At 43.7% G+C, this 15,578-nt stretch carries 13 protein-coding genes and 1 riboswitch; of the genes, 9 read left to right on the top strand and 4 right to left on the bottom strand.

Going from position 1 to position 15,578, the window contains the following annotated elements; all coding sequences use genetic code 11:
- Positions 1–9 precede the first annotated feature (9 nt).
- Complete coding sequence (locus tag ABC357_RS20150) at positions 10–681, bottom strand: methionine ABC transporter permease (RefSeq protein WP_412889364.1); 672 nt, start codon at positions 679–681, stop codon at positions 10–12.
- Positions 671–1,684, bottom strand: coding sequence for a methionine ABC transporter ATP-binding protein (locus ABC357_RS20145; RefSeq protein ID WP_412889363.1), 1,014 nt, complete (start codon positions 1,682–1,684; stop codon positions 671–673). Before ABC357_RS20145 ends, ABC357_RS20150 begins: the two co-directional genes overlap by 11 nt.
- Before the next feature lie 103 nt (positions 1,685–1,787).
- A riboswitch (SAM riboswitch) is annotated at positions 1,788–1,893 on the bottom strand.
- A gap of 314 nt (positions 1,894–2,207) precedes the next feature.
- Between ABC357_RS20145 and ABC357_RS20140 the strand changes: the two genes are divergently transcribed.
- Positions 2,208–2,669, top strand: a complete 462-nt coding sequence (locus ABC357_RS20140; protein ID WP_412889362.1) for a YbaK/EbsC family protein — start codon at positions 2,208–2,210, stop codon at positions 2,667–2,669.
- A gap of 217 nt (positions 2,670–2,886) precedes the next feature.
- Here ABC357_RS20140 and ABC357_RS20135 read toward each other — a convergent pair whose 3' ends face one another.
- Positions 2,887–3,222 (bottom strand): heme oxygenase, encoded by a 336-nt coding sequence (locus ABC357_RS20135; protein ID WP_412889361.1) that lies wholly within the window; start codon positions 3,220–3,222, stop codon positions 2,887–2,889.
- Positions 3,223–3,329: 107 nt separating this feature from the next.
- Positions 3,330–4,742, bottom strand: coding sequence for a sigma-54 interaction domain-containing protein (locus ABC357_RS20130; RefSeq protein WP_412889360.1), 1,413 nt, complete (start codon positions 4,740–4,742; stop codon positions 3,330–3,332).
- A gap of 221 nt (positions 4,743–4,963) precedes the next feature.
- Between ABC357_RS20130 and pruA the strand changes: the two genes are divergently transcribed.
- The 8 genes from pruA (at position 4,964) to ABC357_RS20090 (ending at position 15,507) form a co-directional block, all read left to right on the top strand.
- Positions 4,964–6,511, top strand: a complete 1,548-nt coding sequence (pruA, locus tag ABC357_RS20125) for an L-glutamate gamma-semialdehyde dehydrogenase (RefSeq protein WP_412889359.1) — start codon at positions 4,964–4,966, stop codon at positions 6,509–6,511.
- Between the two features lie 84 nt (positions 6,512–6,595).
- Positions 6,596–7,789 carry an ornithine--oxo-acid transaminase gene (locus tag ABC357_RS20120; protein ID WP_412889358.1) on the top strand — a complete coding sequence of 398 codons (1,194 nt, stop codon included), beginning with the start codon at positions 6,596–6,598 and terminating at the stop codon, positions 7,787–7,789.
- Positions 7,790–7,809: 20 nt separating this feature from the next.
- Positions 7,810–9,072, top strand: coding sequence for a Glu/Leu/Phe/Val family dehydrogenase (locus ABC357_RS20115; RefSeq protein WP_412889357.1), 1,263 nt, complete (start codon positions 7,810–7,812; stop codon positions 9,070–9,072).
- Positions 9,073–9,100: 28 nt separating this feature from the next.
- Positions 9,101–9,355, top strand: coding sequence for a biotin/lipoyl attachment domain-containing protein (locus ABC357_RS20110; protein ID WP_412889356.1), 255 nt, complete (start codon positions 9,101–9,103; stop codon positions 9,353–9,355).
- Positions 9,356–9,559: 204 nt separating this feature from the next.
- A complete protein-coding gene (locus tag ABC357_RS20105; protein ID WP_412889355.1) occupies positions 9,560–10,936 on the top strand; it encodes a sigma-54 interaction domain-containing protein in 1,377 nt (458 codons plus the stop codon).
- Positions 10,937–11,233: 297 nt separating this feature from the next.
- The gene (locus ABC357_RS20100) at positions 11,234–12,859 is read left to right on the top strand and encodes an amidohydrolase (protein WP_412889354.1); all 1,626 of its coding nucleotides are present in this window, start codon (positions 11,234–11,236) and stop codon (positions 12,857–12,859) included.
- A gap of 38 nt (positions 12,860–12,897) precedes the next feature.
- Positions 12,898–14,073, top strand: a complete 1,176-nt coding sequence (locus ABC357_RS20095) for a M20 family metallopeptidase (RefSeq protein ID WP_412889353.1) — start codon at positions 12,898–12,900, stop codon at positions 14,071–14,073.
- A gap of 51 nt (positions 14,074–14,124) precedes the next feature.
- Entirely contained in the window at positions 14,125–15,507 is a 1,383-nt protein-coding gene (locus ABC357_RS20090) for an FAD-binding oxidoreductase (RefSeq protein ID WP_412889352.1), read from the top strand.
- The last annotated feature ends 71 nt before the right edge of the window (positions 15,508–15,578 follow it).

Here is a 15,578-nt window from a genome sequence, read left to right as displayed (position 1 = left end):
ATATGTGTTTTATCTTTTATCAACCGCTTTGGCGATCCAGTCGCCAAGAAGCTGGATTAATTGGACGAGGATGATCAGGATAATGACGGTTGTTATCATGATCGTATTGTCATAACGGTAATAGCCGAAGCGGATGGCTAAATCGCCTATCCCGCCTCCGCCGACAACGCCTGCCATTGCCGAGAAACCAATCAGTGAAATAAGGGTCAGTGTAATCCCTGATATAATGCCGGATTTGGCTTCAAGCAAAAGCACGTCTTTAATGATCATCCATGGAGTTGCTCCGGCTGCGATAGCTGCTTCAATAACCCCTTTATCGATTTCACGCAAAGCTGTTTCAACAATGCGGGCAAAGAAAGGTATCGCTGCTACCGATAAAGAGACACTTGCCGCTGCAGGGCCGATAGTAGTGCCCAAAAGCGCATTGGTCAAAGGAATTAGGGCAACAAGCAATATAATAAAAGGAATGGACCGGATCATATTGACGATGAAGCCAAGGATGCCATTCAACCACCGTCCGTTAATGAAAAGGCCCTTATCTGACATGTATAAAAGAATGCCAGTAGGCAATCCGATAATGGTGGATACGGCAAGAGAGATGGCAATCATATAGAGTGTCTGTAAGAATGCTTGATTAATATCCGGTATGAGTTCGGCCAAATGTGCAAAATCAAAGCCCATGGCGTATCACCTCCACTTGTGCCGAACGATTTGCAATAAATTGCAGCGCTGCCTGCACTTCCGCCTTTTTCCCTGCTATCTCCATAATGAAGACGCCAAGAGGTTTTTTTTGGATGTATTCGATTGATCCATGCAGAAAATTGCCTTGTACAGCAAATGTCTGCAGTGTATCAGAGAGGATGCCTTCGCCGGCGATCGATCCCCTAAATGTAATTTTGACGATGGTTCCATTGCACGTGTCCAGAATGGCAGATGGAATCTCGTACGATAGGACACTAGAGATGAATTCCTTTGTCAGCCCAGTGGAAGGGTTGGCAAAAAGGTCATATACCTGGCCTTCTTCAATCACCTTTCCCCGTTCCATGATGGCCATTCGATGGCAAATTTCTTTTACAACATTCATTTCATGTGTAATCAGTACAATTGTTATGTTCAATTCCTCATTGATTTTTTTCAACAAGGCAAGGATGGATTTGGTTGTGGTAGGATCAAGTGCCGATGTCGCTTCATCGCAAAGCAGGACAGTCGGGTTATTTGCCAGGGCGCGCGCGATGCCTACCCTTTGCTTTTGCCCGCCGCTTAATTGGGATGGATAGACATCTTTTTTATCGAGAAGGCCTACTATATCGAGTAATTCCTCGACACGCGCCTTGATTTCGGAGGCCGGTGTTTTGGCAGCCTTTAAGGAAAAAGCAATATTTTCATAGATTGTTTTTTGGCTGATTAAGTAGAAATGCTGAAAGATCATCCCGATTTTAAGGCGGGCCCGCCTTAACTCTTCGCTTTTTAATTTTGTTAAATCTTGGCCATCTACATAAATGCTCCCTGATGTAGGACGCTCCAGCAGGTTAATACAGCGCAGCAAAGAACTTTTTCCGGCTCCTGAATAGCCGACAATCCCATATATTTCTCCTTCATGAATGGATAGTGAAACCTGATCCACACCTGTCACTTCGCCACTCTTTGTTTTATAAATTTTTGAAACATTTTGAATATTAATCATATGGTGTCCTCCTTATATGTATTTCCCGTTGCTAAAGAATGGTTTTTGGAATTAAAAAATGCTTCTTTCCACTGAAAGAAGCATCGATTTGCACATGTGCATCGGCTTATCTTTCAGAATGAAAGTCATTCTGCAGGAATTGGCACCTTCCCTTACAGGGGGTTGCCGGACGTCATAGGGCCTTGTCCCTCGGTCACTCTCGATAAGAATGGTATGAAGTTTTAATATTAAAAAAATAGTACTAAGAGATGGAGAATCTGTCAATCGCCTAATTAAAAGAATTATTAGAAGAAAGCGGTTCCATTATGTTGGTATCAAGGTAAAAAAATTTTCAAATATATGTAGGGATAGAGACTTAATAGTCATGGTGTATGTATGTTTATTGAATAAATGTAAATAAATGAATAATATCCGCGTGTCAACTGATTTGAACAGTTTCATAACAATCAAGTAACAGTGAGTGCTATAATAGTCATTAAATATCTGAATAATTTGATTATTAGTAAGCCAGGAGGAGAATGACATGTCCATTGAACAAGTAAAAGAGTATTTTCAGGAGTTCCGGATAGATGGCCGCATACAGGAATTTGTTGAATCCAGCGCTACAGTTGATGAAGCAGCGGCGGCAGTAGGGGTTATTCCTGCCCGTATCGCCAAAACATTATCTTTCAAGGAAGAAGACACCGCCATCCTTGTCGTCACTGCAGGGGACATGAAAATCGATAATAAAAAATTTAAAACGAGATTTGGCTATAAAGCTAAAATGCTTTCGCCAGATGAAGTACTCCATTTTACGGGACATGCGATAGGGGGAGTATGCCCGTTTGGACTGCGAAATAAGTTGGACGTCTATTTGGATGAATCGCTGAAGCGTTTTGAAACAGTCTTCCCTGCATGCGGCAGCAGCCATTCGGCAATTGAACTATCATTGGATGAGCTTCAAACCTATTCGAAAGCGACTGATTGGGTGGATGTATGTAAATAATAGCAAAAGCGCCTGCTTCCCCACGACCAGCTTAAGACGAAGCACTGATAAAGGCTAGTCTATGCCTTTGAACAAGATTTGGCTTAAGACCGAGGGGGTGTGGCGCTTGGAGCTGGATGAGAAAACCGCCACCGGTCCTTTTGGTATTGATTTCACGCCTTAAGCATAGCTTCTTCAAAAAAATAGCACAGCCATTAAGGCTGTGCATATGTCTATTTTATTTTGCAGTTGCTTCGAGCACGGAAGCTACGTCATACATAAGTAATTCGCTGCCGAGAATTGGTGATTCTTTTTTTGCTTCATCCGATTGAGGATCCGGACGTTTGTGGGCTTCTTTGAAAGAATCGCTTTGTCTCCAGGCAGTAAAGCCCTCCATGTTCTCCCAATACATATTCACATTCAGCTCGTCATAATCGGGTAAATTCTTGGTGATCAGAACTTCAACCTTCACAAATCCGTCCATACTTTGCAATGCGCCTGGCTTAGTGAAGCTCCCAGCCATTTTTTCAGCCATTCCTTGTTTCACTTTAATACGGTTTGTCACGACGATCATTCCATAACAGCTCCTTTTTCTCCTATTTCAATGCAATTCATGAGAAACAAAAGTCTACTAAACTATTATACGCTCAGAATACTCCAAACTTAAATAATCAGCATTGATTATTTAATATTAAATTTCCGAAGGCGGTATTGAAGGCTCTGCCGGCTTATGTTGAGTGCCTTGGCAGCCTGCGATATATTATGCCCGTGGCTGTTCAAAATGCTGAGCAGATAGTTCTTTTCGGTTTTCTCCATATAATCATCCAAAGGCAAAGCTGTGACTGCTTCCGTCTGTGTACTAACCGGAATGGTTGTGTCCAGAACAGGATCCTTTATACGCATTTTGTTTTTGAATTGCATCGGCAGATGGATAGATTTGATTTCTTTATCTTGCGGCTCCAAAAGATTCATCGTCCCTTCGATTATATGCTCGAGCTCGCGTACATTGCCTGGCCAATCATATTCGAGGAACAAGGTTAAAGCCTCTTCGGAAATGCCTTGGACTGTCATATCGAATAGTGCATTGAATTTTTCTATGAATGATTGCGCCAGTAAAAGGATGTCCTGTTTTCTCTCCCGCAGCGGAGGGATGAAGAGGGAGACGACACTGAGCCGGTAATAAAGGTCTTTTCGCAAATGGTCATTGGCGATTGCTTCAATCGGATCTTCATTGATGGTTGCGATAACCCGTACATCTATTTTTTTATCCTTTGTATCGCCGACACGGCGTATCGTTTTTTCTTGGAGCGCCCGCAAAAGCTTGGCCTGCAATGCTGGTGCCAGTGAGTTGATTTCATCGAGAAGCAAGGTACCTCCTTCAGCCTGTTCAAATAAGCCAGGGCGTTCTATGGAGCCAGTAAAAGCGCCTTTTTTTGTTCCGAATAAAATGCCTTCGATTAGACTGTCTGGAAGGGATGCGCAATTTTGGCTGATGAATGGCTGAGAGGACCTATTGCTGCCATTGTGGATGCTTTGGGCGAACAATTCCTTGCCGGTGCCGGTTTCCCCGACGATCAAGATGGAAGAAGAAGTCCGCGTAACCCTCTTGCTTGCTTCGATCACTTCTGCAAAATTTTCGCTTGCCCCGATGATGCTGTCAAACGTATAGCGGGTGCCTCCCTTGTTCAAAATATTATTTTTAATCAGCCGTTCCAGATTAGTAATGTCTTTGGCGATCTCTATAGCTCCGATGATTTGCTGCTCCTCGTCATAAAGAGGGTAGGTATCATTGATGGTCGTGATTTCCTGCCCGAGATTATTAAAATAGGTCTGCTTGGAATTTTTCGTTTCATGGCCCGTTTGAAGAGCCTCCATTAAGGTGCTGACCGATTCCTCCTGAAAGTCGAAAATGTCTGGAATGGCTTTTCCGATGACATCTTCATAAGCCATTCCTTCTATTTCCGCCATTTTTTTATTGTATATAATCGTTAATCCTTCTTTGTTAATGATATGAATGCCCATATCGATGACATCGACGATTGTCCGCAATATAGGCTGAAAGCCATTGATTTTCAATATTTGATATAAGTCCACCCATAATCATCCCCTTTTGAAAGAATATACCATAAGTGTAAGGGTTATATGGCAGAGGTGCAAATTTTGGTTGCATGAAAAATTATTTATCATATATATATGCCGATAAATTTTGCATGCTCCTAATAGAAAGTGTTGGAAAGTAAGGTTTTCACTATTGGCACGATACTTGCAATTAAATAAAGCGACAAAACAAATGCACTTAAAAAGGAGATGTGAAGATGGTACAGTCGTATAAACATGAACCATTTACTGATTTTTCCCTGGAAGCAGAGAAACAATCATTCAAAGAAGCAATCCAGCAGGTCGAAAACGAACTTGGACAGTCTTACCCGCTGATTATTAACGGCGAAAAAATAATGACAGATGATAAGATTGTTTCTTATAATCCCGCTAAAAAAGATGAAGTGATCGGATACGTTTCCAAGGCAACCCAAGCACATGCAGAGCAAGCAATGAAAAGTGCCGATGAAACGTTCAAGACTTGGAAAAAAACAAGTCCGGAAATGAGAGCCGATATTCTTTTCAAAGCGGCAGCAATTGTTCGCAAGAAGAAGCATTATTTCTCTGCCATACTTGTGAAGGAAGCCGGTAAACCTTGGAGCCAAGCAGATGGGGATGTGGCAGAAGGAATCGACTTCATGGAATACTACGCCCGCCAAATGCTGAAGCTGAAGGACGGAATGCCTGTTGAAAGCCGTGCCATTGAGCATAACCAATTTGGATATATTCCGTTGGGTGTGGGAGTGATCATTTCTCCTTGGAACTTCCCGTTTGCCATCATGTCAGGAATGACTGTGGCAGCAGTTGTATCGGGCAATACAGTATTGTTGAAACCGGCAAGCACTACGGCTGTTATTGCGGCTAAGTTCATGGAAGTTCTTGAGGAAGCAGGTCTTCCGGCAGGAGTAGTGAACTATGTGCCCGGCAGCGGTTCTGAAATTGGCGATTATCTTGTCGATCATCCGCGTACTCGTTTTGTATCCTTCACCGGTTCACGCGACGTTGGGGTCCGAATCAATGAAAGAGCAGCTAAAGTGCATGATGGACAAATTTGGCTGAAACGGGTTATCGCTGAAATGGGCGGAAAAGATACAATCGTCGTAGATAGCGAAGCGGATTTAGAATTGGCGGCAGAGTCCATTGTTACTTCTGCATTCGGTTTCTCTGGCCAAAAATGTTCTGCCTGTTCACGTGCTGTGATCGTAGAGGATGTATACGACGAAGTGCTAGAGCGTGCTGTTGAATTAACGAAAAAAATGACGGTCGGGAACCCTGCAGAGGGCGGAGACCAAATGGGTCCAGTCATCGATCAAGCTGCTTATGACAAAATTATGGGCTATATTGAAATCGGCAAGAAAGAAGGCAAGCTTGTCCAAGGCGGAGAAGGCGATTCTTCAAAAGGATATTTCATCCAGCCTACTATCATTGCCGATGTCGAAGAGAACGCACGCATTATGCAGGAAGAAATCTTTGGGCCAGTTGTAGCTTTCTGCAAAGCGAAAGATTTCGACCATGCCATCGATATCGCGAACAATACAATTTACGGATTGACAGGTGCGGTCATCTCTAAAAATCGTGCCCACATCCAACAGGCACGTGAGGATTTCCATGTCGGCAATCTGTATTTCAACCGTGGATGTACAGCTGCAATTGTCGGCTATCAGCCATTTGGCGGCTTCAATATGTCAGGTACCGATTCAAAAGCCGGTGGTCCTGATTACTTGCTGCTTCATATGCAGGGCAAGACAACAGCAGAACAATTTTAATGTCAGTATGGCCAATATAAGGGGCGGGAAGCCGGCAGCTTAAACTGCCGGACCCTTTTCATACAATTTAGGGGGAATAAATGAATGAACACAGTATCAGAAAAAGTGATTGAACAAACAGAACAATTTGGTGCGCATAATTATCATCCGCTGCCGATCGTTATCTCAAAGGCTGAAGGGATTTGGGTGCAGGATCCTGAAGGCAATAAATTCATGGATATGCTCAGCGCCTATTCAGCTGTCAACCAAGGGCACAGACACCCAAAAATCATCCAAGCATTGAAGGACCAAGCAGACCGTGTGACGTTGACTTCACGCGCATTCCATAATGACCAGCTGGGAGAATGGTATGAAAGAATCGCCAAGCTGACAACTAAGAATATGACTGTACCTATGAATACAGGGGCAGAAGCAGTAGAAACAGCGTTTAAGGCTGCGCGTCGCTGGGCATATGAAGTAAAGGGAGTTGCGGATGGCCAGGCTGAAGTCATTGCCTGTGAAGGGAACTTCCACGGCCGTACAATGACAGCGGTATCATTATCTTCAGATGCTGAATATCAACGTGGGTTCGGTCCTATGCTTCCGGGCATTAAACTTATTCCTTATGGCGATATTGAAGCATTGAAAGAAGCGATCACACCGAATACAGCAGCATTTTTGATTGAACCGATTCAAGGGGAAGCCGGCATCATCATTCCTCCTGAAGGATTCTTGAAAGCGGCATATGACTTATGTAAAGAAAACAATGTACTATTTATTGCTGATGAAATCCAGGCTGGGCTTTGCCGGTCAGGCAAGACATTTGCCTGTGATTGGGAAGATATCATCCCTGATATGTACATTCTGGGTAAAGCGCTTGGAGGCGGAGTATTCCCAATTTCTTGTGTAGCCGCAAACAGCGATATATTAGGCGTTTTCAATCCGGGTTCACATGGCTCCACTTTCGGTGGAAACCCGCTTGCTTGTGCGGTTTCCATTGCTTCATTGGATGTATTGGAAGAAGAAAAATTAGCTGAACGTTCATTAGAAATGGGCCAATATTTCACGGAGCGCTTGAAAGAAATCAAGAATCCAATCATTAAAGAAGTGCGTGGAAAAGGATTGTTTATCGGCATGGAGCTTACAGAACCAGCCCGTCCATATTGTGAACAACTGAAAGACAGCGGGCTGCTTTGCAAGGAAACGCATGATATGGTTATTCGCTTTGCTCCTCCGCTTACGATTACAAAAGAAGAACTTGACTGGGCAATCGACCGCATCAAAAACGTTTTAGCATAATACTATAGAGGTGATTTGAAATGAGTACGGCAACGCAGGAACATAAGGAAATTAGTCTATTGCAATCAACACAAATTGTCATTAAAGAAGCTTTAGTAAAATTAGGATACTCAGAAGATCTATACGAGTTGCTTAAAGAACCGCTCCGTATGCTGACAGTCCGTATACCAGTAAAAATGGATGATGGATCAACGAAAATTTTTACTGGATACCGGGCACAGCATAATGACGCAGTGGGACCGACCAAAGGCGGAATTCGCTTTCACCCCGAAGTGAATGAAGAAGAGGTCAAGGCACTCTCTGTTTGGATGAGTTTAAAATGCGGCATCGCCAATCTGCCATATGGCGGAGGGAAAGGCGGAATCATCTGCAATCCTAAAGAAATGTCGATGGGAGAGCTAGAGCGCTTGAGCCGCGGCTATGTTCGTGCAATCAGCCAGATTGTCGGGCCTACCAAGGATATTCCGGCTCCGGATGTTTACACAAACTCTCAAATTATGGCATGGATGATGGATGAATACAGTAGATTAAAAGAATACGATTCTCCTGGATTCATTACCGGGAAGCCTGTTGTACTAGGAGGTTCTGAAGGGCGAGACAAAGCAACTGCATTGGGAGTGACCATTTGCATTGAAGAGGCAGCCAAAAGAATTGGCATCGAATTAAAAGATGCGCGTATTATTGTACAAGGATTCGGAAATGCAGGAAGCTTCTTGGCTAAATTCGTCCATGATGCAGGCGCTAAAGTAGTCGGCATTTCGGATGCCTACGGAGCTCTTTATGACAAAGATGGTTTGGACATCGACTATTTATTGGATCGCAGAGACAGCTACGGTACGGTCACGACATTATTTGACAATACCATCACTAATGAGGAACTTCTTACTAGCGATTGCGATATTCTTGTTCCTGCTGCTATCTCAAATCAAATCACTGAACATAATGCACATGAAATTAAAGCTAAAATCGTGGTTGAAGCAGCAAATGGACCTACAACCTTGGATGCAACCAGAATTTTGACAGAGCGCAAGATCCTGCTTGTTCCTGATGTATTGGCAAGCTCAGGCGGTGTGACCGTTTCGTATTTCGAATGGGTGCAGAACAACCAAGGATATTATTGGGAAGAGCCAGAAGTACAAGAGAAGTTGAATAAAGTGCTTAAGCATTCATTCAAACAAGTATACGAACTTTCAACAAGCAGAAACGTCGATATGAGATTAGCCGCTTATATGATTGGCGTCAGACGCATGGCAGAAGCTTCTAAATTCCGCGGATGGGTGTAAGGCTTATATAAAAGGAGGAAATGATCCAGTGAGAACACCATCTTACTCGATTGCTAGCGACCGTGATGGCGTGATTGAAAAGGTCTTTATTAAGAAAGATGCATATGTCTATGAATGGGAAGATTTATTTTTGATTAAGACAAGTGATGACCAACTGGTCAATATTTCACTGGGAGTCAGCGGCCACATTACAGAAATGAATGTTGAAATAGGCAACCGGGTAAAAAGGAATGATTCGTTGGCGGTCATACAGGATGACTACCTAATAACTGGATCGGATTAATAGGATGTTAGCAGGTGACCCCTCAATTCTTCATAAAGGAATGAGGATGGTCGCCTTTTTTCTTCAATGAAATGTCTAATCCAGAATAACTGCCGGAAGAAATCAAATGAGTTTCTGTGCTAAAATAAATGTATTGGAAATTTTACCTCTATTTCAACAAGAGACGAGAAATCATTTGCTAACGCAGGCGGGGAGGGGAAGATTTTGAGAACTCCACATGAGAAGTTTGATCATTTATCTCAGTTTGACAATGTGCTGATTGTAGATAAAGAAGGCTATGTTCTTTTTTATGACTTGGCCGATTTATATGTATTGCAGGAATTGGGCCAAAAACCGGAAGATTTTCTTGGCAATAAGGTCACTTCCTTTTATAGCGATCTGACAGATGAAAACAGTACCCTTTTGAATGTCATGCGCACGGGCCAGCCGATTGTGGATGTCAGGCAGGAAATCCATACAAATGCCGGAAATGTAATTGTTTCTAGAAACAGTTCCTATCCGATTGTCGAAAATGGACAAATTATTGGCGCTATCGAATTCTCCAAACATTTTTTCTCAAAAGAACACATCAAAAAACTAGATAGATTTGCAAGCAATAAAGTATATAGGAAGAATAATACAATTTATACAATCGAAAATTTAATATCTGAAAGCGGCAAGATGGAAGAGATTAAGGAAAAAATCAGAAAAACGGCCAAAACGAATTCAACGGTACTGATTTACGGCCGCACCGGTACAGGCAAGGAAGTAGTAGCCCAAGCCATCCATAATCTCAGCAATCGTTTCGGTTCTCCTTTTATCTCCCTTAACTGCAGTGCCATCCCGGCTACCTTGATGGAAAGTACACTCTTTGGTACGACGAAAGGAAGCTTTACTGGCGCCGAAGATATGCCAGGGGTATTCGAGCAGGCCAATGGCGGGACTTTATTTTTGGATGAAATCAATTCACTCGATATGAATCTGCAGGCTAAGCTGCTGAAGGCTATTGAAGAGAAGACAATCAGAAGGATAGGCGGCACGAAAAGTATTACACTGGATATCCGGATTATCTCCGCCACCAATGAAGATCCAGAACTTCTCGTAGAGGAAAAGCGGATGAGGGAAGACCTTTTCTACAGATTGGGCGTTGTGCAATTGAATCTGCCTTCCCTTTCGGAGCGCAAGGAAGATATCCTCCCAATAACAAAGTTTTATATCGATTTTTACAATACAAATATGGATACGTATATTGACCGCATGGACAACGAAGTGATCGACCTTTTCCTAAAGTACGGATGGCCCGGGAATATCCGGGAGCTGAAGAATGCTATTGAGACTGCCTACAATAATGTTAATTCAAGCACGATCACGGTAGAAGACCTGCCTGACCGGATAAAAGGAACAACATCTTTTCATTCAAAGAAGCGGTATGATTCTGTTCAACAGGCAAAAGCATTGAAAGAAGCTGTTGAAGATTATGAGAAGAACCTTATAGTCAACGGGCTGGAACAAAGCAAGGGCACAATTGCGGAAACGGCAAGGCAGCTTGGCATCTCAAAACAACTATTGAAATATAAGATGGATAAATATCAATTGCGGTAAAAATTATTTGACTGAAGAGGGGAAATTTTTCTCCTCTTTTTTTATATAGAAGAATATGAAAAAGTCATTAAAAAACAGAATAAACTATTTTAAGTGAGCGTGGCAGTAGAAAGAGTAACAAGGCAGATGGGTAAAAGGAAAAACTTGGTATGTTAATTGCATCTAAAGATAAAGGAAAGTGTATTTCACGGACAGACATGTATGTATAAAAGAGAAAATGAAAGCGATTACTTTATTAAGAATCATATGGAGAGCTAAAGGATGAAGGGTGGCCATTTTTTAAAAAAGGGGTAATGGATGATGAAAAAAATGGATGTTCAAGAAGAGTTATATGTGAATGGGCGAGTGTTTACAGCCGACGCCCATATGCCTTTTGCAGATGCGTTCACTGTAAAAGATGGAAAAGTCACCTGGATCGGAAACCGTGAAGATGTACAAGGCGCTGCCGACAGTGTGGTTGATTTCCAAGGTCGTACGGTCATGCCGGGCTTTGTCGATGCCCACATGCATCCATTGCACTTGGCGAAGGGGGCCAAACAGATTGCTTGTACACCTCCGGCAGTGCACTCAATTGAAGATTTGAAGAAGGAAGTAGGCAAGCGCCGTGAAGGACAAGAAGCCGGTGGATGGATAGAAGGCTGGGGGTACGATGAAGGGAAATTAGCGGAAAAGCGTTCGCCGAATAGATGGGATTTGGACGAGGCAGTGGCGGATTCACCAGTAGTGGTGACACGTACATGCGGACATATAATAACTGTCAATAGCAAAGCGCTTGAATTGGCCGGGATTACAAAAGAGACCGCAGATCCACAAGGCGGAAAAATTGATCGCGATGAAAGAGGTGAACCTACCGGCGTCCTCCGCGAAAGTGCCAAGGATTTGGTCAAGAATTGTATGCCGGCAACCACAGTGGAGGAGGATGCTGAGGAATTGGCTGAATTAAGTGATGTGCTATTAAGCTACGGAATCACTGCCATTACGGATTTAATGGCGCTGACACAGCCGCATGACTATCTGGACATGTACAGACAGGCTGCAACGAAAGGGCTTAAGCAAAGAGCCGCCCTCTACTATTTATGGGAAGAATTTAAGAATAATCCGCATCTTTCAGCCGGGCAAAAAGAGAAAGAACAGCAGATCCATGTAGGAGGCATCAAACTTTTTTCCGATGGTAGCGTTTCCGGCAGAACTGCATGGGTAAATCCTGCATTCCTAGGAGATAGCCAGAATTTTGGTATCCAGACGACAACAAAAGAGGAATTGGAAGAGGCGGAAGCAGCTGCAAGGGAAAACGGCGTCCAAATCGTTGTACATGCGATGGGTGAACAGGCCATCGATTTGATTGTGGATACATTTCATGGGAAAGAGCCATGGTTGAAGGATATCCCTTCCGTACGTATCGAGCATGCGGCTATGCCAACCTCCGAGGCAATCGCGAAAGCTGCAGAGGCAGGAATTGCTTTTGTACCGCAGCCTGTATTTATATTTGCTGAAATTGAATCGTACCTTACTAACCTCGGTGTAGAACGGACAAAGAGTACCTATCCGGTCCGCTCGATGCTTGATGCTGGAATTAAGGTTGCTTTTTCATCCGACGCTCCGGCTACGGCATGGGCGGAACCAGCTAACCCGTTCATAGGCATTCAATCGGCGGTAACGAGAAAGGCATATGACGGGACGGATACAGGAGCCGGCCAACGGATCGACGTACCGACTGCGCTAGCTTTGTATACAAGGGAGGCCCAGCGTGTTACCGGAATCCCTGATATCGGCCAACTGAAAGAAGGATATTGGGCTGATTTCATTGTTCTTGACCAGCCAATCCTGGATATGGAACCGGAAAGCATCGGTGAGATAAAAGTGTTGGAAACGTATATGTCCGGAAAACGCGTATTTGAACGGGAAGCGGTAAAGAAGCAGTGATCAAGGTTTCTATTTGAATAGATAAGGAGGAATGAAACATGGAACAAACAAAATCGATAGACATTGATACAGATTTAATGAAAGAGGTTGTTGAGTGGAGAAGGCATCTGCACCGCCATCCTGAATTATCCTACCATGAGGAGAAAACATCACAATTTGTGTATGATAAGCTCCTTTCTTTCGGGAATCTGGAAGTGTCCCGCCCGACTAAGTACAGTGTGATGGCTCGCCTGATCGGGGACCATCCTGGAAAAACGTTGGCTATCCGCGCTGATATGGATGCTTTGCCGATCAAAGAAGAAGCGGATGTAGATTTCAAATCTGAAGTGGACGGCGTCATGCATGCATGCGGCCATGATGGCCATACATCCATCCTTTTAGGAGCTGCCAAAGTATTATCCGGAATGAAAGATCGGATAAAAGGGGAAGTGCGCTTTTTCTTTCAGCATGCGGAGGAATATTTTCCGGGCGGTGCCCAGGAAATGGTGAAGGCAGGCGTGATGGAAGGTGTCGATTATGTTATCGGCGCCCACCTTATGTCAGATCTTGAGCTTGGCAAAGTCGGCGTGGCTTACGGTCCGATGATGGCAGAGCCGGATGGCTTTTTCATCACCGTAAACGGCCGTGGAGGGCATGGGGGATCGCCGCACCAGACGGTTGATAGCATTGCCATAGGTGCACAGGTTGTCTCCAATATTCAACAAATTGTATCGCGCAACATCGACCCGCTGGATAAAGTGGTTGTTTCCATCGGCAAGTTTGTCGGAGGCGATGCAGCGAATGTAATTGCCAATTCAGTTGAAATGACGGGGACTGTCCGCAGCTTTGATGCGAAATACCGAAAGATCATTCCGGAACTGATGGAGCGGATTGTCAAAGGAATTACGGAAGCCCATGGTGCAACCTATACCTTTACATATGAGTGCGGCTATCTTCCAGTAGTCAATGATGATGAAGTGACAAAGGTTGTGGAAGAAACAGTGATTGAATTGTACGGCCAAGACACCCTTATCCATATAGACCCTAAAATGGCTGCAGAAGATTTCTCCGCCTTCCAACAGGAAGCGCCAAGCACTTATTTCGTCATCGGCGCAGGCAACAAAGAAAAAGGGATCGTCTATCCGCACCACCATCCGCAATTTATGATTGATGAAGACTCATTTATTTACGGTGTACACATATTCACCAATGCTGTATTCAAATTTTTAAAGTAACCAGTTACATTTTTTGTCTTTCGATTAATCAAAAATCCAAGGGGGATGAAGATGGCTAAAAAATGGTTGAATGAGATGATGGAATTAATAGGGGCAGAAAAAATAAGCACAAACGAAACCGCATTATATCAGTATAGTAAGGACGAATCCTTCCACAGCCCTGTTATGCCTGACGCAGTTGCATTTCCCGAGTCTACCTTCGATGTGATGAAAATAGTGGAGACTGCCAGAAAGCATGGTGTTCCAATAACAGATTATGGTGCAGGCTCGGGGCTTGAGGGGCAGTCTATCCCATTAAAAAAAGGGCTGTCTATCAGCTTTGAACAAATGAAAAATATTATTTCCTTTTCTCCCGAGGATTTAGCCATTACCGTTCAACCCGGTATTACCCGTATGGAATTAAACCAGGCTATCAATAAACATGGCTTATATTTTCCCATAGATCCTGGTGCCGATGCGAGCATCGGTGGAATGGTTGCAACGAATGCAAGCGGAACAACAGCAGTAAGGTATGGAGCCATGCGCGACCAGATATTGGACCTAGAAGTGGTACTGTCCGACGGAAAGGTTATACATACAGGATCACGGGCGAAAAAATCATCCAGCGGTTACCATTTGAATGGTTTATTTGCCGGCTCTGAAGGGACACTAGGCATCATTACGGAAATAACGTTGAAATTGCACGGGATCCCCGAACATACAGTGGCAGCCAGATGTACGTTTACTCACTTGAAGGACTGTATCGAGGCTTCCCAAGCCGTGTTGCAATACGGCATTCCAGTCCTCAGAATGGAACTGGTGGACGCTCCGAGTATAAGGCAAGTAAATGTATACGGCGACTATGACTATCCAGAATACCATTCTTTATTCTTTGAGTTTGCTGGAACGAAAGGAAATGCAGAAGAAGACGCAAATACAGTTGAACAGCTTATGTCAAGTCTTGGGTGCATGAATTGGGAAAGAGAAAACGATTCTATGAAAAGAGCTCAATTGTGGAAAGCACGCCATGAAATGGCCTATGCATTCCGCCATAAAAAAGGGCTGGAAGTAAGCGGGGCGGATGCCTGTGTTCCGATATCACAGCTGGCAGAAATAATTATGTATACGAGGGATTTAATTGACGGAAGCGGCTTGCTGGGCGGCATTCTTGGCCATGTGGGCGATGGCAATTTCCATACTCTGGTCATGTATGATCCCAATCAGCAGGATGAAGTAGATGCGGCTGAAGAAATAAAAGAACTTATTACATTCCGGGCTATTGAATTGGGCGGCACCTGCACAGGAGAGCATGGAGTCGGCATTGGAAAAATGAAGTACCAAAAAGCAGAGCATGGTCTGGCACTAAAGGTCATGCAACAAATTAAACACGTATTCGATCCTGACCAAATATTGAATCCGGGAAAAATGTTTATAGAAAAAAGCCGGATTTTATGATGGCAAGGGAATATATCCGGTAAAAGCGCTATGAAAAATGGCGCTTTTGCCGTTTTTTAAGAATTTTTTAT

It is taken from the genome of Bacillus kalamii, assembly GCF_047238185.1.
GTDB lineage: Bacteria > Bacillota > Bacilli > Bacillales > DSM-1321 > Bacillus_AD.
This window is presented reverse-complemented; position numbering and strand designations above follow the sequence as displayed.